This window comes from Pseudomonas sp. GV085 (assembly GCF_003050925.1).
Taxonomy (GTDB): domain Bacteria; phylum Pseudomonadota; class Gammaproteobacteria; order Pseudomonadales; family Pseudomonadaceae; genus Aquipseudomonas.
Genome location: NZ_QAOV01000006.1, coordinates 22,566 through 42,915 on the forward strand (window position 1 = coordinate 22,566; position 20,350 = coordinate 42,915).

Below are 20,350 nucleotides of genomic sequence, written 5' to 3' on the forward strand. Positions count from 1 at the left end.
CGCCTAATGAGAATTGTTGTTGCAAAGCCCCTGTTTGTGGTGCGGGCAATCGTCGTCTTTACTCTGCTCGAGTCTTTATGCAATCACCGATAAAACCGACAAGAGGCGATGCAATGAGCAACCCAACCAAAGCACGGAAAAGCGATAGCACCGTTGATGCCTGGGCAATTTTATTCCTGATCATTCTGGTCGTGGGGACGGCGGTTTTCTGGGTCAGCCATCAGTAAACGACCCCGTCCGGGCCCGGTTCCGAGGATTGTCTGACAAAAACCGGAAAAATCGCCGTTTTACGGAGGTTCGCTGGCTATAATGCGCGGCGAATTTCCGGGGGCTCGGACGATCAATGTTGAAGTTCTTCTGTGGTGCAGTGCTGGCGCTGGCTACGGTCTGGGGATCGTGTGTCCAGGCGGCGTCCGTATTGTTCCTCAATCCAGGGACCACCCAGGAGACGTTCTGGGTCAGTTACTCGCAATTCATGCAGGCCGCGGCCAACGACCTGGGCATGGATTTGCGCATCCAGTATTCCGAGCGAAACGCTGAAACCACACTCAAGCAGGCCCGCGAAGCCCTGCAAGGGCCGAATCGACCGGACTATCTGGTGTTCGTCAACGAACTGTACGTTGCGCCCGAAATCCTGCGTCTGGCTCAAGGCAGCGGTGTGAAGCTGTTTTTGGTCAACAACGGCCTGACCGCAGACCAGGTGCGCTTGCTCGGCGCCCGACCGGACAAGTATTCCAACTGGCTAGGCAGCCTGGTGCCCAACAATGAGGAGGGCGGCTACTTGATGCTCAAGCAGCTGATTCGCCTGCATCGCCCGGTCGCGCCCGGTCAGGTCATTGATCTGGTGGCCTTTTCCGGCCTGAAGATCACGCCAGCCGCGCAACAGCGTGAGAAGGGCATGATGCGGGCATTGGCCGAACACCCTGAAGTGCGGTTGCGCCAGTTGGTCTATGGCAGCTGGACCCGCGAGCGCGCCTATGAACAGGCCAGGTTATTGTTCAAGCGTTATCCGCAAACGTCGCTGGTCTGGTCGGCCAACGATGAAATGGCCTTTGGCGCCATGCAGGCTTATGCCGAAACCGGAGGCCAGCCCGGCAAGGACGTGCTGTTCAGCGCCATCAACAATTCACCGGCCGCGTTACAGGCGCTGTTGGATGGGCGGTTGAGTGTGCTGTTGGGCGGCCACTTCACTCTGGGTGGTTGGGCGCTGGTGCAGCTGCATGACTACGACCAGGGGGTGGATGTCAGCCAGTACGGTGGACGCGACCGGCAGATTCCGTTGTTGCAGCTGATCGATCACGCACAAGCCAAGCGATTGCTGGCGTTGAGCACCACTCAGGATTACGGTGTGGATTTCCGGAAACTCTCGGCCAAGGGGCGGCCGACGTCCTGGCGCTACCCGTTCAGCCTGCAAGCCCTGATGCACTGAGTCGGTTCAGATACCCGCCAGGTGCAACACCAGTTTGACGATGCCAAACAGTGTCAACGCGAACACTGCGGTGAACAGAATCCCCAGAATCACGAAATGACTCGGCTTACCGTGAGTGAAGTCACGCGCCCGGTTCTTCCCGCTCTGTACCCCGAACGCGGCAGCCAGCACGCTGTGCAGCATCTGCCAGAAGGTCGGCGGTTTGTTGTTGTCGACTGGATCGTCCATAAATCCCCCGTCACTTATGTGTAAGAGGTAAGCATAGACAATACAGAAAAGATCGTCCGAACGCGGCCCGAGCCTGCGGCAGCTCCTACAGGGTTTTGTGTACACCTGTAGGAGCTGCCGCAGGCTGCGATCTTTTGATCTTAGTTGTCGTAACCCAGGTTCGGCGCCAACCAACGCTCGGTCACGCTCAACTCCTGACCTTTACGCGAGGTGTAACTCTGCACCTGATCCTTGTCGATCTTGCCCACGGCGAAATACTGCGCCTGCGGGTGAGCGAAGTACCAGCCGCTGACCGCTGCCGCCGGGAACATGGCGTAGTGCTCGGTGAGGAACACGCCGCTGCGGCCGGCCTTGAGTTCTTCCGCTTCCGGGTCCAGCAGCTTGAACAGCGTGGCTTTCTCGGTGTGATCCGGGCAGGCCGGGTAGCCCGGAGCAGGGCGGATGCCGGTGTATTGCTCTTTGATCAGCGCCTCGTTGTCCAGCGTCTCGTCCTTGGCGTAACCCCAGTAGTCTTTACGCACCTGCTGGTGCAACCACTCGGCACAGGCCTCGGCCAGGCGGTCGGCCAGGGCCTTGACCATGATCGAGTTGTAGTCGTCGCCCGCATCCTGATAGGCCTTGGCGACCTCTTCGGCACCGATCCCGGCGGTGGTGATGAAACCACCCACGTAGTCGGTCACTTCACTGTCTTTGGGCGCAACGAAGTCGGCGAGGGAGAAGTTCGGCTTGCCGTCGGTCTTGATGATTTGTTGACGCAAGTGGTGCAGCTTGGCCATTGGCTTGCCGTCATCGCCATAGAGCTCGATGTCGTCGTCATGCACCTGGTTGGCCGGCCAGAAGCCAAACACCGCGCGGGCGCTGATCAGTTTCTCGTCGATCAGTTTGGTGAGCATTTCCCGGGCATCTTTGTACAGCGAGGTGGCGGCTTCACCGACCACTTCGTCCTGGAGGATGCGCGGGAACTTGCCGGCCAGGTCCCAGGATATGAAAAACGGCGTCCAGTCGATGTATTCAGCCAGAACGTTGAGGTCGATGTTGTCCAGCACCCGCGTACCGGTGAAAGTCGGTTTGACCGGCGTGTAGCTCGCCCAGTCGAATTGCGGCTTCTTGGCGACGGCCGCGCCGTAGCTCAGGCGTTCGGTGCGGGCGCTGCGGTTGGCAGTGCGCTCGCGAACCTCGATGTAGTCCTGGCGGGTTTTCTCGACGAAACCGGCCTTGAGTTCCTTGGACAGCAACTGGGTTGCCACGCCCACGGCGCGGGAGGCGTCGGTGACGTAGATCACCGCGTCATTGCTGTACTTGGGTTCGATCTTCACCGCCGTGTGCGCCTTGGAGGTGGTCGCGCCACCGATCATCAACGGCAGGTGGAAGTCCTGACGCTGCATTTCGCGGGCAACGTGGACCATCTCATCCAGCGACGGGGTGATCAGGCCGGACAGGCCGATGATGTCGCACTTCTGTTCCTTGGCCACTTGCAGGATTTTTTCCGCCGGCACCATCACGCCGAGGTCGACGATGTCATAGCCGTTACAGCCCAGCACCACGCCGACGATGTTCTTGCCGATGTCATGCACGTCGCCTTTCACGGTAGCCATGAGGATCTTGCCCTTGGCCTGCGGCTTGTCGCCTTTTTCCAGTTCGATGAACGGGATCAAGTGGGCAACGGCCTGCTTCATCACGCGGGCAGATTTCACCACCTGAGGCAGGAACATTTTACCGGCGCCGAACAGGTCGCCGACGATGTTCATGCCGGACATCAGCGGGCCTTCGATCACTTCGATCGGGCGAGCGAAGGACAGGCGCGACTCTTCGGTGTCTTCCACGATGTGAGTGGTGATGCCCTTGACCAGCGCATGCTCCAGACGCTTGTTGACGTCCCAGTTGCGCCACTCTTCGGTCTCGGCTTCCTTGACGCTGCCGTCGCCCTTGTACTTGTCGGCGATGGCGAGGAGGGCGTCGGTGCCTTCCGGGGTGCGGTTGAGGATCACGTCTTCCACGGCGTCGCGCAGCTCCACCGGGATCTGGTCATAGATCTCCAGCTGGCCGGCGTTGACGATGCCCATGGTCAGGCCGTTACGGATCGCATACAGCAGGAACACCGAGTGAATCGCCTCGCGCACCGGGTTGTTGCCACGGAACGAGAACGACACGTTGGACACGCCGCCGGAGGTCAGGGCGTACGGCAGTTCGTCGCGGATATAGGCACAGGCGTTGATGAAGTCCACAGCATAGTTGTTGTGTTCTTCGATACCGGTGGCCACGGCGAAGATGTTCGGGTCGAAGATGATGTCTTCCGGCGGGAAGCCCACTTCGTTGACCAGAATGTCGTAGGAGCGTTTGCAGATTTCTTTCTTGCGCGCTTCGGTATCGGCCTGGCCGGCTTCGTCGAAGGCCATCACCACCACCGCGGCGCCGTAGCGCTTGCACAGTTTGGCGTGGTGAATGAACTGCTCGACGCCTTCCTTCATGCTGATCGAGTTGACGATGCCCTTGCCCTGGATGCACTTGAGGCCGGCTTCGATCACTTCCCACTTGGAGGAGTCGATCATGATCGGGACGCGGGAGATGTCCGGTTCGCCAGCAATCAGATTGAGGAAGGTCACCATGGCCTTCTTCGAATCGAGCATCCCTTCGTCCATGTTGATGTCGATCACCTGGGCACCGGCTTCGACCTGCTGCAGGGCGACTTCCAGGGCTTCGGTGTAGTTGTCTTCACGGATCAGGCGGGCGAACTTGGCGGAACCGGTGATGTTGGTGCGCTCGCCGACGTTGACGAACAACGAGCTGCGATCGATGGTGAACGGCTCAAGGCCCGAGAGGCGGCACGCCTTGGGAATGTCCGGAATCTCGCGCGGCGCATAACCGGCCACCGCCTTGGCGATGGCTTCGATGTGGCCCGGCGTGGTGCCGCAGCAACCGCCGACGATGTTGAGGAAGCCGCTCTGGGCGAACTCTTCGATGACCTTGGCGGTTTCCGATGGCAGTTCGTCGTACTCGCCGAATTCGTTCGGCAGGCCGGCGTTCGGGTGCGCGGAAACGTGGGTGTTGGCTTTGTTCGACAGCTCTTCGAGGTACGGGCGCAGTTCGCGGGCGCCGAGGGCGCAGTTAAGGCCAACGGAAATCGGCTTGGCGTGGGCCACGGAGTTCCAGAAGGCTTCGGTGGTCTGGCCCGACAGGGTGCGGCCCGAGGCGTCGGTGATGGTGCCGGAAATCATGATCGGCAACTCAATGCCCAATTCCTCGAACACGCCCTGGACGGCGAAGATCGCAGCCTTGGCGTTCAGGGTGTCGAAAATGGTTTCGATCAGGATCAGGTCGGCGCCGCCTTCGATCAGGCCCTTGGTGGATTCGGTGTAGTTTTCGACCAGCTCATCGAAGGTCACGTTGCGGTAGCCGGGGTTGTTCACATCCGGGGACAACGAGCAGGTGCGACTTGTAGGACCGAGCACGCCGGCGACGAAGCGCGGCTTGTCCGGGGTTTCCAGGGTCTTGGCGTCGGCGACCTTGCGCGCCAGACGTGCGCCTTCTACGTTTAACTCATACGCCAGGCCTTGCATGCCATAGTCAGCCAGGGAGATCTGGGTGGCGTTGAAGGTGTTGGTTTCCAGAATGTCGGCGCCGGCGTCCAGGTAGGCTTTTTCAATGCCGCCAATCACGTCCGGGCGAGTCAGTACCAGCAGATCGTTGTTGCCTTTGACATCGCTTGGCCAGTCAGCGAAGCGTTTGCCACGGTAATCCTGCTCTTCGAGCTTGTAGCTCTGGATCATCGTGCCCATACCGCCATCGAGAATCAGGATGCGCTCTTTGAGGGCGTGCTTGAGAGCTTGAAGGCGAACGCTGCGATCGGACATTTGGACTACTCGGTAAGACCATGACGAAGGGCCGGGATGATAGCAAACCTGTGCGCTTTTGGAGCATGACTGGTTTTTGCATGAATATCGTTCATGTTGGTAAGGATGACAGAGACCGGTAGAATCGCGGCGTTTTTTCAGGATTCAGGACCAGGGACATGTCGTATCGCTTCGTCATCGGTACATTGCTGTTGTTTTCAAGCTGGGGCGCTGTGGCGCAAAGTCCGGCGATTTCCCCTGCCATTTCCTACAGCCGTGATATTCAACCGATCTTCACTGAAAAGTGCGTGGCCTGCCATGCTTGTAACGACGCCGCCTGTCAGCTCAACCTGGGCAGCGGCGAGGGCGCGGCGCGGGGCGCGACGAAAGTCCCGGTCTACGACGGAGACCGCCGCCAGGCCGTTGCGCCGACCCGGCTATTCTATGACGCCTCCGGCAAACAGGCCTGGCAGCAAAAGGGCTTCTATTCGGTGCTCGATGCCCAGGGCAGCCAGGCCGCATTGATGGCGCGGATGCTGGAGCTTGGCCACAAGACTCCGTTGCAACCCAACGCCAGGCTGCCGGAAGACATCGTCCTGGGCCTGAACCGGGAAAACATGTGTGCCATGCCCGCGGAGTTCGACGGCTACGCCGCCAAGCATCCGAAAGAAGGTATGCCGCTGGCAGTGACCGGCCTGACCGACCAACAGTACCAGACACTGCAACGCTGGCTGGCGGCAGGCGCGCCGATTGATCAGCAGGCGCTGGCGCCCAGCACCGGGGAAGCCTTGCAGGTGGTGCAATGGGAAAACCTGCTCAATTCGGCGGGCGCCCGGGAAAGTCTGGTGGGACGCTGGCTGTTCGAGCACTGGTTCCTTGCCCATCTCTACTTCAAGGATGGCGAGCCAGGGCATTTCTTCCAGTGGGTACGCTCACGCACTCCGACCGGCCAGCCGATTGACCTGATCAACACCCGTCGCCCGAACGATGATCCGGGCACGCAGTTCTACTACCGCTTGTGGCCGGTGCAGGGCGTGATCGTGCACAAGACCCACATCACTTATCCGCTGAGTGCGGCGAAGCTGGCGCGGGTCAAGAGCCTGTTCTACAGCGGCAATTGGCAGGTCGACGCATTGCCGGGCTACGGACCGCAGAGCCGGGCCAACCCGTTTGCCACCTTCGAAGCGATCCCGGCCCAGGCGCGCTATCAGTTCATGCTCGATAACGCCGAGTACTTTGTACGCACGTTTATCCGCGGCCCGGTGTGCCGCGGGCAGATCGCCACCGACGTGATCCGCGATAATTTCTGGACACTGTTCCAGGCGCCCGAGCACGACCTGTATGTCACCGATCCGAACTATCGCGGGCAGGCCACGCCGTTGCTGGCGATGCCGGGGCAGAACGACGACGTCGGCAGCGTCCTCAGCCTGTGGCACGACTACCGCGACAAACGTAATGAATACGAAGCCTTGCGCCGGGACAGCTACGCCGACCTGCCGGCGCCAAGCTGGTCGACCCTGTGGGCGGGCAATGACAATGCGTTGCTGAGCATCTTCCGCCATTTCGACAGTGCTTCGGTGACCAAAGGCCTGATCGGCGACGTGCCGCAAACCATTTGGCTGTTCGACTATCCGCTGCTGGAGCGCACCTACTATCAACTGGCAGTGAACTTCGATGTGTTCGGCAACGTGTCCCACCAGGCCCAGACGCGGCTGTATTTCGACCTGATCCGCAACGGCGCCGAGCAGAATTTCCTGCGCCTGATGCCTGCCGATTCCCGGGAAGGCTACCTCGACGACTGGTATCAGAACAGTGGCAAATTCAAGATGTGGCTGGACTATGAGTCCATCGACGATGACAAGCCGACTGCGCTGAGCCTTGATTCGCAGGATCCCAAGCGGGATTTCGCCCGGCAATTGCTGGCCCGTTACGGCGATCTCAATGCCAGGCCCGACCCGATCAATCGCTGCGACGGCGCCTACTGCTCGCGGCCGAACATTGATCCGGACCTGCAAAGTGCCGAACAGACGCTAAGCCGCCTGACTTCGCGTCCGGCCGCCGGGTTGAAGGTCATCGATCAGTTGCCTGAAGCCACCCTGCTGCGTATCGAAACCAGCAGCGGCAAGCGTGAGGTCTACAGCCTGCTGCTTAACCGAGCCCACAGCAACGTGGCGTTTTTGCTCGGTGAATCACTGCGCTACCAACCGGGGCTCGACACCCTGACGATTTTTCCGGGTGTGCTCAGCAGCTACCCGAACTTCATGTTCAACATCCCGGCCGGGCAAGTGCCGGCGTTTGTGGATGCGATGGAAAGCGCCAAGGATACCGACAGCTTCGAGAAAATCGTCGAACGTTGGGGAATACGGCGCAGTCATCCGCAATTCTGGGTTTATTTCCATGACCTGAGCCGCTACATCCACGAAACCGATCCGGTGGAAGAGGGCGTGCTGGACATGAACCGCTACGAGAACCTCTGAATAATCGCCGATCCCCTGTAGGAGCGAGCTTGGTCCGGGCGGCGTTCCGACGATGCTCTCAAGTCCGCCGCGCAAACCCGGGAGTGCGCGTTATCGTTGGCGACCATCGCGAGCAAGCTCGCTCCTACAGAAAACCAGGGGGATATCAAAATCTTTCCCGACAAAAATACTAGGACTTTGTCCGGCGCGTTGATTGGCGTAAACTGCGTCCAAGCCTGCGAGGAGTTTCCATGACCGCTATTACCATCACTGACGCCGCCCACGATTATCTGGCTGATCTGCTGTCCAAGCAGAACACCCCGGGCATCGGCATTCGCGTCTTCATCACCCAGCCTGGCACCCAGTACGCCGAAACCTGTATTGCCTACTGCAAGCCGGGCGAAGAAAAACCCGAAGACACCGCGCTGGGGCTGAAAAGCTTCACCGCGTACATCGACCACTTCAGCGAAGCCTTCCTGGACGATGCGGTTGTCGACTACGCCACCGACCGCATGGGCGGCCAACTGACCATCAAGGCGCCAAACGCCAAAGTACCGATGGTCAACGCCGACAGCCCGGTCAACGAGCGCATCAACTACTACCTGCAAACCGAGATCAACCCGGGGCTGGCCAGCCACGGCGGTCAGGTCAGCCTGATCGACGTGGTCGAAGACGGCATCGCCGTCCTGCAGTTCGGCGGTGGTTGCCAGGGCTGCGGCCAGGCCGACGTGACGCTGAAGGAAGGCATCGAGCGCACCTTGCTCGAGCGCATCCCTGAGCTCAAGGGCGTTCGCGACGTGACCGACCACACGCAGAAAGAAAACGCCTACTACTAAGGTGTTCGCTGCGAAATCAAAAAGCGGCGCTGTGGCGAGGGAGCTTGCTCCCGCTTGATGGCATAGCCATCACAAAATCAGTCAATGCATTTTCCCGTGATGAATGCGTTGGCTGATATTGGGACCGCTTCGCGGTCCAGCGGGAGCAAGCTCCCTCGCCACAGTTGCTTCAGGGCCTGTAGAGATGCGCATGCCCCGCGCGATACAGCGATGACTCGCTGAAGTGGTCACTGCCCAGCACCCGACCCACCAGAATCAACGCCGTACGGCGAAAGCCCTTGGCTTCAACCTTCCCGGCAATATCCTCAAGTGTTCCCACCACCCAATCCTGATCCGGCCAGCTCGCGCGGTGCACCACCGCAATCGGGCAATCGGCTCCGTAATGCGGCAGTAGTTCCTCAACGATCTTCGCCAGGTGATTGACCCCCAAATGGATCGCCATGGTCGCGCCGTGCTGCGCCAGGCTGGAGAACTCCTCTCCGGGAGGCATGGCGGTCTTGTCGGCGTAGCGAGTCAGGATCACGCTCTGGGAAACGTCCGGCAGCGTCAGTTCCGCGCCCAAGAGCGCAGCGCAAGCGGCTGTGGCCGTCACGCCAGGGACGATTTCGAACGCAATGTCCAGTTCACGCAGATAGCGAATCTGCTCGCCAATGGCGCCATAAAGGCTCGGATCGCCGGAGTGCACCCGGGCAACATCCTGACCGTTCGCGTGGGCGGTCCTGATCAGGTCTATGATCTGTTCCAGGTGCAGTTCGGCGCTGTTGACCACCTGTTCGGCACAATGACCTTCCAGTACGGCGGCAGGCACCAGGGAGCCGGCATAAATGATCACCGGACAGCTGCGAATCAGCCGCTGGCCCTTGACGGTAATCAGTTCGGGGTCGCCGGGACCTGCGCCAATGAAGTAGACGGTCATCGTCGGTTCCTGTGGGGAAAAAAAGGGGCTGAACAGGGCTTCAGATGAAGAGTGTTCATGATCAACGGTGGGGATTATCGGGGTTTTTATGCCGCGCCGGCCAACGCCAGGGTCGCCTGAGCATATTTTTGTCGTGGAATCAGCAGTTTTGCCGGGGCCTGGGCCAGTTGTTCCGCCAGGGCCAGGGCGGCGCTTTCCGCCACGCCGTAGCAGCCGGTACGTTCAAACGCTATTTGCGATTGATGACTGAGTTGCGGTTCATAAGCGGCCAGTTGTTCACTGCTGAAATACATCAATTCCAGGCCAAGCTGCTGAGCCAGTTCGATCAGCGCAGGTTCGTCGCGCTTCGAGTCGATGCTCGCCAGAGCCTTGATTTCATGACGAGCGATCTGGTGCGCCTCCAGTGCCTGATCGAGCAGCGCCAGCAACGTGCTGACGGGGCAGCCCCGTTGGCAGCCCAGGCCGACCACCAGGGTCGGCGCTGTGCTGACGTCAGTCATGCCTGATATTGACCTTCGCTTTTGCGACGGAACAACCAGGCGCTGATCAGGCCCAGGGCCAGCCAGAACGCCACGTTGGTCAGTTGCGAAGCGATTTTGAACCGGGTTTCCAGCGCCTCTGGAGCGAGCATCGAATGCACTTCCGGCTGGGGGGCGCCAATCACGTGGGGAACGGCGAGGATCGCCACGCCGAGGACTTTCATCAGCCAGTGACGGCTGAATACGATCAGCGCGATACCGACGGCAGTGGAGGCGGCGGTGCCGATCCACCACAGTTGCCGTTGTGCCAGATCGGCTGCGGCAGTGCCGGGCAATTCAGGTGGCAGGCCGAGCGTCGGCGCGAGCACGAACGTCGCATAACCGGCCAGGCCCCAGAGCAGGCCCTGGGAGGTTTTGGTCGGCGCACGCAAGGTGTACAGGCCGGCGAGCATCAGGGCGAAACCGACCGCTACCACCAGATTGCCGCCGGTGGTCGACAGCACGCGCTGCCAGCCGTCTTCCGGCTCCCAGGCTTGCGCATCGTGAGTGTGGGCGGCCATCGCACCGTCGGCGTGCTGATGCATTTCAACAGCGGCCGGTTCGGCTTGTTCGTAAGTCTCGGCCTGCAATATCAGCGGAGCGACCCAGAAGCTTTGCAGCAGGGTCAGCAGCAGGGCGGCCAGCAGCCCGGTGAAGCCTGCGGTTTGCGCAATACGCTTGATCATGTCGACAGCTCTCAGTGGCACGGGAACGCGGAGCTGTGACGGGTATCGTGGGCGGCGTTGTGCACCGCTTCGATGTGCGAGAAGCCGGCGAAATACACAAGGCACGCACCCAGGATCGACGCGCAGACGGCGGCGGTCAGACGTTGGGTCAGGGTTGAAGTGGTGCTCGCGGCTGTGTGTTCGGCGCTGCTGATGATCGACATGGCGTTTCCCTCTGGTCTGTCAGTGGGGAATAAGAGCGCATGCAAACCCCCTCGCGACCAGCACGCAGAGGTTCAAACAGCGCCCGCCCACCGCGGGTTTGTTGGTTCAGTGATCGTACTGGTCACTTTGTGTTGCGGGCCGGTCTCCGGGCTCACGAGGGGGCAGGCGTTTGCCTGATCCTGCAAGCGCCACCTTCCCATGCCGTAGTAGCACAGTGGATCTGACGCTTCGCTCGCTTACCGTTGCGGGGGCAGCACCGGACTGACATGGCTTAAGAGTAAAGCACATGATTCACCGGTTTCCCGTTTCACCCTGTGAAGGGCACCCGTAACAAGGTGCGTAGGAGAGCATGGGCGGGGGCTGGGCGTCAATTGGCAAGGGTTCTCAACTCGAAACCCAGGTGACTTCATCGCGAGCAGGCTCGCTCCTACAGGGGAATGCGATCAACTGTGGGAGCGAGCCTGCTCGCGATGGGGCCGGTGGCGGCGCTACAAGACATTGACCCGCCCCAATACCATGCGTAGCCTTGCGCTTTCGAGGTTCTTCGGCGTTTGTCGAAGCTAAGAAGGGAACGCGGTCGATGCCGCGGCTGCCCCCGCAACTGTGAACGGTGATGTTCGTTGCCACGCCACTGCTGACTCAATCCATGAGGCCGGCGGGAAGGCGCAGCGAATGCCAGGCTCAAGACCGGCACACCGTCAGCCAGGAGACCTGCCTCGTCACAGATTCTCACTTTCAACCGGGCGGGGTGATCCGGTGGCGAACTCTTCAGGCACGCGCGTCCGCGTTGTCGGTCGTCGTCCCGTATGCCCGCCACCTTAGCCATAGGGCATCCGATGAAAACACTGGCCAAACTCCCCGTCACCATCGTCACCGGCTTTCTCGGCTCGGGTAAAACCACGCTGCTGCGGCACATGCTCGACAACGCCCAGGGTCGCCGCATCGCGGTGATCGTCAACGAATTCGGTGAGTTGGGTATCGATGGCGAAATCCTCAAGCAATGCTCCATCGGTTGCACCGAAGAGGAAGCCAACGGCCGTGTCTATGAGCTGGCCAACGGCTGCCTGTGCTGCACCGTCCAGGAAGAGTTCTTCCCGGTGATGCGCGAACTGGTGGCCCGTCGCGGCGATCTTGACCATATCCTCATTGAAACGTCCGGCCTGGCCCTGCCCAAACCGCTGGTGCAAGCCTTCCAGTGGCCGGAAATCCGCAGCGCCTGCACGGTGGATGCGGTAATCACCGTGGTCGACAGCCCGGCCGTCGCCGCCGGCACCTTCGCTGCCTTCCCGGATCAGGTCGACGCCCAGCGCAAACTCGACCCGAACCTGGACCATGAATCGCCGCTGCACGAACTGTTCGCCGACCAGTTGGCCAGCGCTGACCTGGTAATCCTCAACAAAACCGACCTGATCAACCCGGCCGACCTGGCCCGGGTGCGCCTGGAAGTCGCCGAAGAGTTGCCGCCAGCGGTGAAAATCGTCGAAGCCAGCAGCGGTCGCCTGCCGCTGGACGTGCTGATCGGTCTGGGTGCCGGCTCCGAAGAACACATCGACAGCCGTCATAGTCACCATGACCATCATCACGATGGCGACGACGATCATGACGACCACGATCACGACGCCTTCGATTCGATCTCCATCCAATTGCCGCAAGCTGACGAAAGCCTGCTGATGGACGCGCTGACCCAACTGGTGGTCCAGCACGGCATCTTGCGAGTCAAGGGTTTTGCGGCAGTCCCGAACAAACCGATGCGCCTGCTGATCCAGGGCGTGGGCACACGTTTCGACAAGCACTTCGACCGCCAGTGGGGTGCTGAAGAAGCGCGAGTCACCCGCCTGGTGCTGATCGGCCAGGAACTGGACGCCACGGTTCTCGAAGCGCAATTGCGCGCCGCGCTCAGCGTGTAAGCCATGCACCTGCTAAGGACCCAGCCCGGCGGTTTCGTGTCGGATGACAACATTGCCGACCTTGGACAAACCCCCGCCGAGCTGGTGATCCTGTGCAGCGGCGATTCCAGCCTGGCGCTGCTCGCCGAAGCGGCGCAGCAATTGCCCGGCGATTACCCGAGCGTGCGCCTGGCCAACCCGATGCAGGTGCAGAACCATGCTTCGGTCGATTTGTACGTCGATGAAGTGCTGCGTCACGCCAAGGTGATCCTGATTTCGCTGCACGGCGGCATCGCCTATTGGCGTTACGGCATCGAACGCCTGGTTGAACTGTCGCAGCGCGGTGTGCAGGTGATTCTGGTGCCGGGCGATGATCGCCCGGACCCGGAGCTCAGCGACCTGAGCACAATCGGCGCGGAGGATCGTGACCGGCTCTGGCAGTTTTTGCGTCAGGGTGGCATGGGCAACGCCCTGGACTTTTTCCGCTGCCTGGCCAACCGCTGGCTGGCCCGTGATTACACCTGGGGCGAGCCACAAACCCTGCCACGCACGGCGATTTACCATCCGCACCAACATTTTGTCGCGCTGAGCGACTGGCAAGCCGACTGGCACGCGGGTCAACCGGTGGCGGCGGTGCTGTTTTACCGCTCGCATTTGCAGGCGGCGAACACCGCTTTCATTGATGTTTTTTGCCAGCGCTTGCAGGCGGCGGGGTTGAATCCGTTGCCGATTGCGCTGGCCAGTCTGAAAGAGCCAGCTTGCCTTTCCATGGTCGAGGACTGGCTCGACGAGGCCAGCGTCTCGGTGATCCTGAACACCACCGGTTTCGCCCAGTCCAGTCCCGAAGCGCCGCATCTGCGGCCGTTCCGTCGCAATATTCCGGTGATCCAGGCGATTTGCGCCCAGGACAACGAACCGGGTTGGCGTGCCAGTGAACAGGGGCTTGGTCCTCGCGACCTGGCGATGCACATTGCCTTGCCGGAACTGGACGGGCGCATCATCAGCCGCCCGATCAGTTTCAAGGACCTGGCGTGGCGCAGTGAGCGCAGTCAGTCGGATGTGGTTTGCTACCGGCCTGCACCTGCGCGTATGGACTTCGTTGCCGAACTGGCGCGGCGCTGGGTCGATCTGGCGCGGGTGCCCAATACTGAAAAACGCATTGCCTTGATCCTCGCCAATTACCCGACCCGCGACGGCCGCATCGGCAACGGCGTCGGCCTCGATACTCCGGCGGCGGCGCTGAACATTCTGCGGGCGCTGCATGCTGAAGGTTACCCATTGCCGGCCGAATTGCCGGACAGCGGCACCGCGCTGATCCAGCAGTTGCTGGGCGGTGTCAGCAACGATCTCGATACCCTCGACCTGCGTCCGTGCCAGCAAAGCCTGGGGATGGATGATTATCTGGCGATGTTCAATGCACTGCCCGAAGTCAATCGCGCGGCGGTGCTCGAACGTTGGGGCGCACCGGAAAACGACCCCATGTGCCGCAGCGGACGGATGATGATCGCCGGCTTGCGATTTGGCCTGACCTTCGTCGGCATTCAACCGGCGCGGGGTTACCAGGTCGACCCGAGCTCGGTGTATCACGACCCGGACCTGGTCCCGCCCCACGGTTACCTGGCGTTTTACTTCTGGCTGCGCAACACCTACGGCGCTCACGGCGTGATCCACGTCGGCAAGCACGGCAACCTCGAATGGCTGCCGGGCAAAGGCGTGGGGCTCTCGGAAAACTGCTGGCCGGATGCACTGCTCGGGCCGCTGCCGAACATCTACCCGTTCATCGTCAATGACCCGGGCGAGGGGGCCCAGGCCAAGCGGCGCACCCAGGCGGTGATCATCGATCACTTGATGCCACCGCTGACCCGCGCCGAAACCTACGGCCCACTGCGCAACCTCGAACTGTTGGCCGACGAGTATTACGAAGCGCAGCTGCTCGATCCGCGACGCGCCCGCGAGTTGCAGCGCGACATCCTGCAACTGGTGCGTGACACCCACATCGACCGTGAACTGCAGCTGGACGAACAGCTCAACAGCGATGCCGACGCGGCGATCTGGTTGCCGCGACTCGACACTTACCTGTGCGACTTGAAAGAGTCGCAGATCCGCGATGGCCTGCATGTGTTTGGCGAGTCGCCCACCGGTCGTTTGCGTATCGATACCCTGCTGGCGTTGTTGCGCATTCCACGGGGCGATGGCCGTGGTGCGCAGTCGAGCCTGCTGCGTGCATTGGCCAAGGCCTTTGCGTTGGGCTTCGACCCGCTCGATTGTGCGCTGGCCGAACCGTGGACAGGGCCGCGCCCCGAGGCTCTTGAGAACATCAGCGAAGAGACCTGGCGCACGGCGGGCGATACCCGCGAACGCCTGGAGTTGTTCGCCGCACAGTTGATTTCGGACGTTTTGAATAGCACCTGTAGGAGCGAGCCTGCTCGCGATGGTGTGTCAGCCACATTGATGTCAACTGATACACCATCGCGAGCAGGCTTGCTCCTACAGGGGGCAGGCTGGGCAGAGGTGAGCACCATCATCGATAGCCTGCGCGAGGTGGTCGCCCCGCGCCTGGACGCCTGCGGCCCCGCAGAAATGCGCGGCTTGCTCGACGCCCTGAGCGGTCGCTTCGTTCCGGCCGGTCCCAGCGGCGCGCCGAGCCGTGGGCGTCTGGACGTGCTGCCCACCGGGCGCAACTTTTATTCGGTGGACGTGCGCAACCTGCCGACCACCACGGCGTGGCGCATCGGGTTCCAGTCGGCCAACCTGATTCTCGAGCGACACCTGCAAGACCACGGCGATCATTTGCGCCAGCTCGGTCTGTCGGTGTGGGGTACCGCGACCATGCGCACCGGCGGTGATGACATCGCCCAGGCGATGGCGTTGATGGGCGTGCGTCCGGTCTGGGCCACCGGCAGTCAGCGGGTCGACGATTTCGAGATTCTGCCGTTGAGTTTGCTTGACCGTCCGCGGGTGGATGTGACCTTGCGTGTGTCCGGGTTCTTCCGCGATGCCTTTGCCAATCTGATTCGCTTGTTCGACGCGGCGGTGCAAGCGGTGGCCGACCTCGATGAGCCGGACGACCTCAATCCACTGGCGGCCAAGGTGCGCGCCGAGCGTGCAGCCTTGCTGCAGACGGGTCTTGATGAAGACGCGGCGCGACGTCAGGCCGGCTGGAGGATTTTCGGGGCCAAACCCGGTGCCTACGGCGCGGGTGTGCAGGGCGCCATCGACGGTCGGCTGTGGCAAACCCGCGAGGACCTGGCCGAGGTTTACCTCAACTGGGGCGGCTACGCTTACGGTGGATCTGATGAGGGCACCGCTGCTCGTGAACAGTTCACCCAGCGCCTGAGCCAGGTACAGGCGGTGCTGCAAAACCAGGATAACCGCGAGCACGATCTGCTCGACTCCAACGATTACTACCAGTTCCAGGGCGGCATGCTGGCGGCGGTGGAAAGCCTGAAAGGCGAGGCCGCGGCCAGCTATCATGGCGACCACAGCCAGCCGGACCTGCCGAAGATTCGCACCTTGAAGGAAGAGCTGAACCGGGTGATCCGTTCCCGGGCGGCCAATCCAAAGTGGCTCGAAGGCGTTAAACGTCACGGCTACAAAGGTGCGTTCGAAATGGCCGCGACGGTCGATAACCTGTTCGCCTTCGACGCCACCACGCAGCTGATCGACGATCACCAGTACGCGTTGCTGGCCGATGCCTATTTGCTCGATCCGGACACCCGGGATTTTGTTCGCGAACACAATCCCCATGCCTTGCGCGACATGACCGAGCGCATGCTCGAGGCGCAACAACGGGGGATGTGGAAGGAACCAGGCGAGTACCGCGAGGCACTGGAGAATTTGTTGCTGGACATAGAAGAAGACGGCTAATCACCGCAAATCCTGTAGGAGCGAGCTTGCCCGCGAAGGCAATTTGTCAGCCAACGATGATGTTGAATGTAATTGCCACTTCGCGAGCAAGCTCGCTCCTACAGGGATTGGGGCGCCTGTGAGATCACCGACCATGACCGAGATAGAACAATGACCGACACTCCGCATTTCCCGCTCTCCGCCGTGGTCGGCGCCGACGATTTGAAGCTGGCCCTGTGCCTGACCGCCATCGACCCGAAAATCGGCGGCGTGCTGATCGAAGGCCCGCGGGGCATGGCCAAGTCGACCCTGGCCCGTGGTCTGGCGGACCTGCTGGCCAGCGGTCAGTTCGTCACATTGCCATTGGGTGCCACCGAGGAACGATTGGTGGGCACCCTCGACCTCGATGCGGCCCTGAGCGAAGGTCGCGCGCAATTTTCTCCCGGCGTGCTGGCAAAAGCCGATGGCGGCGTGTTGTATGTCGATGAAGTCAATCTGTTGCCCGATCACCTCGTTGACCTGCTGCTCGATGTGGCTGCCAGCGGCACCAATCTGGTCGAGCGTGATGGCATTTCCCATCGGCACTCGGCGAAATTCGTGCTGATTGGCACCATGAACCCGGAAGAGGGTGAGCTGCGTCCACAACTGCTGGACCGTTTCGGCTTGAACGTCGCTCTCGCAGGCCACACAGCTCCCGTCGAGCGCGGTCAGATCATCCGTCGTCGCCTGGATTTCGACAGCGATCCGCAAGGTTTCTGCGCCGAATGGGAGTCGGCGCAGGCGTCTCTGCGCGAACGTTGCCAGAACGCTCGCAATGCACTGGCGAGCATCCCCCTCGACGATGCCGCGCTGGCGCAGATCACCGAGCGTTGCTTTGCTGCCGGCGTCGATGGTCTGCGGGCCGATCTGGTCTGGCTACGCGCAGCTCGGGCTCATGCGGCCTGGCGCGGAGCGAATGCCATTGGCGAAAAAGATATCGACGCAGTCGCCGAGTTTGCCTTGCGTCATCGTCGTCGCGAACATTCGCCACCGATGCCGCACCAATCACCCGTAGCACAGCCGCCTTCCAGTCAGAACCCCAACCCGAGCGAAGGTCAGGGCCAGTGGGGCGAAATGCCCGCTCAAGCGCTGCCGGTCGGCGCTCGACGTGAAGTGCCGAGCTGGCCAAAAAAGCCCTAGGCATTCGCCCTCGATCAGACGCGGGGGCGAATGCCAGACCCCGTGCAGGACGGCTGGATAGCGGTAAACAGGGCAAGCGTCACGCAGCCCTGAGCGGATCGATCGATTGGCCCGGCACCTTGCTCAATGGCCGACCTCGTCAGCGCGACGATGTGCGGTTTCATCTGCGCACCCGCAGCCCTCATGAATTATGGCTGGTGATCGTCGACGCCTCGGCTTCGACCCGGCGTCATCAGGCATTGAGCGATGCCAAGGGCCTGCTGGCGCAACTGTTCGACGATGCCTATCGACAGCGTGCGCGCTTGGCTTTACTGACGGCCAACGGTCATGTGCCGAAGTGGCAGGTGCAAGGGTTGAAAGCCTCTGCGGATTTGCGCGACTGGCTCGAAGGGCTCGGTGCCGGCGGCGGTACGCCGATGTTGGCGGCGGTGGGTGAGGCGGGGCGTTGGCTGGCGGTACGGCAAAAGCGCTTTCCGGCAGAACAGCAACGGCTATTGTTGGTGACCGATGGACGGATGAAGGAATGGTCAACGTTGCCGGCGCTGGATTGTCCGGGGCTGCTGATCGACATCGAGCGCGGGCCGATTCGCCTCGGACGGGCTAAAGTGTTGGCGGATCAATTGCAAACGCATTATCAGCATATCGATGATTTGTAGCCGAAAAGATCGTCACAGGAGTGACCCATGCGCGTTCTAGCCCGCAATGATCAGGACGATTTTCGCGTCAAAGCCTACGCTGGCACCAACGGTGTGCTGCTGGCCATCGACCTGGCCGAATCCCGTCGCATTGGCCTGTTGGGTTTTGCCATTGAAAAACAGCAGGGCAGCAAACCCTGGATGTTTCTGTTCAATAGCCTGACGTTCCCGGACAAGGACCATACCTTCCCCCGGTTTCACGCCACGCCCAGCGATATCGCACCGTTACAGAAATTCCGCTGGGCCGATTACGCGGTCAATCCGGGGATGACGATCCATTATCGGGTCTACCCGGTCTACGGCAGCCACAATGCGCCACAACTGGGTGAGTGCCTGGAGGTAACGGTCACCTCCGACGATGGCCATCCCGGCAACCAAAGCGTCAACTTCAACCGCGCAGTAGCCGCCAGTCAGGCGTTCGAGCGCAAGTTTCCCGATCTCGATGCACTCATTGGCAAAAAGAACAAGCTGCCCATCGAAGCCTGGCCCGATGCCCCGCGTAGATGGTTGGAGAACGGTTTGCTCGGGCGCTTGTTGGGGTTTATCGCGCGTGCTGTCGATGGCCAGTGGGCGCTGGATATCGCCATCTATGAGTACCAGTTACAGGTGATAGTCGACGCAGTGGAGGCTGCGCTGGAACGCGGCGTGAAAGTTCGCGTCCTTTATCACGCGCAGCCGGGCGAAGACACTACCGCCTTGAACGAGGTCAGCCTGAAAAATATCCCCCAGGCGAACAAACGCGGGCGGGTCACCCACAATATCTTTCACAACAAGTTCATGGTCTTGAGTCGGCTAGACGCAGCGGGGCAGCATCAGCCTGAAGCGGTACTCTGCGGCAGTACCAACTTCACCCCCAACGGCGTTTACCGTCAGGCCAACGTGGTGCATGTGCTGGACGATACGCGGCTCAGTACCCGTTATCTGCAAACCTTCGAGCAGGTCTGGAGCACGCCGGCGGATGTCGGCGCCACGCGGCAATGGATCACGCAGCACAACCCGATGGATCCGACGCAGGCACTTTTCGCCGGGTTCTCGCCGCGCTCGGGCGGGGGTGACCTGGATGAGTTCGTCTCGATCATCGATGCCGCGAAAAAGGACGTGCTGTTCGTCACTGCGTTCGCCTTACCCGACGCCATCCTCAACGCCTTGCTCGGCTTGCCCCATGACGACATCCTGCGCTATGGCCTGCAAAACACCGCCAGCGAAATCACCGGGTTTCACGCCGACCGCACCGCTGAATTCACCACCGTTGCCCTGCTCGACAAAGGGCTGGAAGGCTGGCTCCAGGAAAGCAGGGAGGGTCAGAAGGGCAATATCCTGGTGCACACCAAAGCCATCGTCACTGACTTCACCAGTGATGCGCCGACGATCATAAGCGGTAGCCACAACCTCAGCGACGCAGCCAGCAACGGCAATGACGAAAACTATCTGATCATTCGCGGCGATACCGATCTGGCAGACCGTTATGGCCTGGAGTTGCTGCGGTTCTACGAGCATTACCGCTTTCGTTATTTCGCGAAAAAACTTGCGCTCAAGCAGGTCCAGCCGTTGGCGACGGATAACAGCTGGACTGATCACTATTACCGCGCGGGGGATCTACGGATGTTGTCGCGACTGCGGTTTACCGGCCAATAGCGATCC

General features: G+C 61.1%; 14 protein-coding genes and 2 riboswitches. Of the genes, 8 read left to right on the forward strand and 6 right to left on the reverse strand.

The features are described from left to right. Window positions 1-343 precede the first annotated feature (343 nt). A complete protein-coding gene (locus C8K63_RS14140; protein WP_108217275.1) occupies window positions 344-1,429 on the forward strand; it encodes an ABC transporter substrate-binding protein in 1,086 nt (361 codons plus the stop codon). A 6-nt stretch (window positions 1,430-1,435) separates the two neighbouring features. On the opposite strand, the gene C8K63_RS14145 is transcribed toward C8K63_RS14140, so the two are convergent. Further along, the gene (locus C8K63_RS14145; RefSeq protein WP_108217276.1) at window positions 1,436-1,657 is read right to left on the reverse strand and encodes a DUF2970 domain-containing protein; all 222 of its coding nucleotides are present in this window, start codon (window positions 1,655-1,657) and stop codon (window positions 1,436-1,438) included. 140 nt (window positions 1,658-1,797) lie between these two features. Further along, a complete protein-coding gene (gene metH, locus C8K63_RS14150) occupies window positions 1,798-5,508 on the reverse strand; it encodes a methionine synthase (RefSeq protein ID WP_108217277.1) in 3,711 nt (1,236 codons plus the stop codon). Between the two features lie 158 nt (window positions 5,509-5,666). Between metH and C8K63_RS14155 the strand changes: the two genes are divergently transcribed. Both C8K63_RS14155 and nfuA read left to right on the forward strand, forming a co-directional pair. Continuing rightward, window positions 5,667-7,964, forward strand: a complete 2,298-nt coding sequence (locus C8K63_RS14155) for a fatty acid cis/trans isomerase (RefSeq protein WP_108217278.1) — start codon at window positions 5,667-5,669, stop codon at window positions 7,962-7,964. A 230-nt stretch (window positions 7,965-8,194) separates the two neighbouring features. Further along, on the forward strand, window positions 8,195-8,779 hold the full coding sequence (gene nfuA / locus C8K63_RS14160; RefSeq protein WP_007912592.1) for a Fe-S biogenesis protein NfuA: 585 nt from the start codon (window positions 8,195-8,197) through the stop codon (window positions 8,777-8,779). Window positions 8,780-8,948: 169 nt separating this feature from the next. Here nfuA and cobM read toward each other — a convergent pair whose 3' ends face one another. From cobM to C8K63_RS14180, 4 genes are all read right to left on the reverse strand, one after another. After that, complete coding sequence (gene cobM, locus C8K63_RS14165) at window positions 8,949-9,695, reverse strand: precorrin-4 C(11)-methyltransferase (protein WP_108217279.1); 747 nt, start codon at window positions 9,693-9,695, stop codon at window positions 8,949-8,951. 86 nt (window positions 9,696-9,781) lie between these two features. Continuing rightward, window positions 9,782-10,195, reverse strand: coding sequence for a cobalamin biosynthesis protein (locus C8K63_RS14170; protein ID WP_102671349.1), 414 nt, complete (start codon window positions 10,193-10,195; stop codon window positions 9,782-9,784). Next, window positions 10,192-10,899: a CbtA family protein gene (locus C8K63_RS14175; RefSeq protein WP_108217280.1), complete on the reverse strand. Its 708-nt coding sequence runs from the start codon at window positions 10,897-10,899 to the stop codon at window positions 10,192-10,194. Before C8K63_RS14175 ends, C8K63_RS14170 begins: the two co-directional genes overlap by 4 nt. Window positions 10,900-10,910: 11 nt before the next feature. Next, a complete protein-coding gene (locus C8K63_RS14180) occupies window positions 10,911-11,102 on the reverse strand; it encodes a CbtB-domain containing protein (protein WP_095941889.1) in 192 nt (63 codons plus the stop codon). 119 nt (window positions 11,103-11,221) lie between these two features. Further along, window positions 11,222-11,447: riboswitch (cobalamin riboswitch) on the reverse strand. Window positions 11,448-11,623: 176 nt separating this feature from the next. Next, a riboswitch (cobalamin riboswitch) is annotated at window positions 11,624-11,837 on the forward strand. Window positions 11,838-11,939: 102 nt separating this feature from the next. Between C8K63_RS14180 and cobW the strand changes: the two genes are divergently transcribed. From cobW to C8K63_RS14205, 5 genes are all read left to right on the forward strand, one after another. Then, on the forward strand, window positions 11,940-13,010 hold the full coding sequence (gene cobW, locus C8K63_RS14185; protein ID WP_108217281.1) for a cobalamin biosynthesis protein CobW: 1,071 nt from the start codon (window positions 11,940-11,942) through the stop codon (window positions 13,008-13,010). Window positions 13,011-13,013: 3 nt separating this feature from the next. After that, entirely contained in the window at window positions 13,014-16,856 is a 3,843-nt protein-coding gene (cobN, locus tag C8K63_RS14190; RefSeq protein ID WP_108217282.1) for a cobaltochelatase subunit CobN, read from the forward strand. A 150-nt stretch (window positions 16,857-17,006) separates the two neighbouring features. Continuing rightward, window positions 17,007-18,014: an ATP-binding protein gene (locus C8K63_RS14195; protein ID WP_108217283.1), complete on the forward strand. Its 1,008-nt coding sequence runs from the start codon at window positions 17,007-17,009 to the stop codon at window positions 18,012-18,014. Between the two features lie 119 nt (window positions 18,015-18,133). Continuing rightward, on the forward strand, window positions 18,134-18,670 hold the full coding sequence (locus C8K63_RS14200) for a VWA domain-containing protein (RefSeq protein WP_108217284.1): 537 nt from the start codon (window positions 18,134-18,136) through the stop codon (window positions 18,668-18,670). Between the two features lie 27 nt (window positions 18,671-18,697). Then, complete coding sequence (locus C8K63_RS14205) at window positions 18,698-20,344, forward strand: phospholipase D-like domain-containing protein (RefSeq protein ID WP_108217285.1); 1,647 nt, start codon at window positions 18,698-18,700, stop codon at window positions 20,342-20,344. Window positions 20,345-20,350: the final 6 nt, after the last annotated feature.

Coding starts and splice junctions, on each gene's coding strand:
- C8K63_RS14140 (WP_108217275.1), top strand. CDS start 344: ATGTTGAAGTTCTTCTGTGGTGCAGTGCTGGCGCTGGCTACGGTCTGG.
- C8K63_RS14145 (WP_108217276.1), bottom strand. CDS start 1,657: ATGGACGATCCAGTCGACAACAACAAACCGCCGACCTTCTGGCAGATG.
- metH (WP_108217277.1), bottom strand. CDS start 5,508: ATGTCCGATCGCAGCGTTCGCCTTCAAGCTCTCAAGCACGCCCTCAAA.
- C8K63_RS14155 (WP_108217278.1), top strand. CDS start 5,667: ATGTCGTATCGCTTCGTCATCGGTACATTGCTGTTGTTTTCAAGCTGG.
- nfuA (WP_007912592.1), top strand. CDS start 8,195: ATGACCGCTATTACCATCACTGACGCCGCCCACGATTATCTGGCTGAT.
- cobM (WP_108217279.1), bottom strand. CDS start 9,695: ATGACCGTCTACTTCATTGGCGCAGGTCCCGGCGACCCCGAACTGATT.
- C8K63_RS14170 (WP_102671349.1), bottom strand. CDS start 10,195: ATGACTGACGTCAGCACAGCGCCGACCCTGGTGGTCGGCCTGGGCTGC.
- C8K63_RS14175 (WP_108217280.1), bottom strand. CDS start 10,899: ATGATCAAGCGTATTGCGCAAACCGCAGGCTTCACCGGGCTGCTGGCC.
- C8K63_RS14180 (WP_095941889.1), bottom strand. CDS start 11,102: ATGTCGATCATCAGCAGCGCCGAACACACAGCCGCGAGCACCACTTCA.
- cobW (WP_108217281.1), top strand. CDS start 11,940: ATGAAAACACTGGCCAAACTCCCCGTCACCATCGTCACCGGCTTTCTC.
- cobN (WP_108217282.1), top strand. CDS start 13,014: ATGCACCTGCTAAGGACCCAGCCCGGCGGTTTCGTGTCGGATGACAAC.
- C8K63_RS14195 (WP_108217283.1), top strand. CDS start 17,007: ATGACCGACACTCCGCATTTCCCGCTCTCCGCCGTGGTCGGCGCCGAC.
- C8K63_RS14205 (WP_108217285.1), top strand. CDS start 18,698: ATGCGCGTTCTAGCCCGCAATGATCAGGACGATTTTCGCGTCAAAGCC.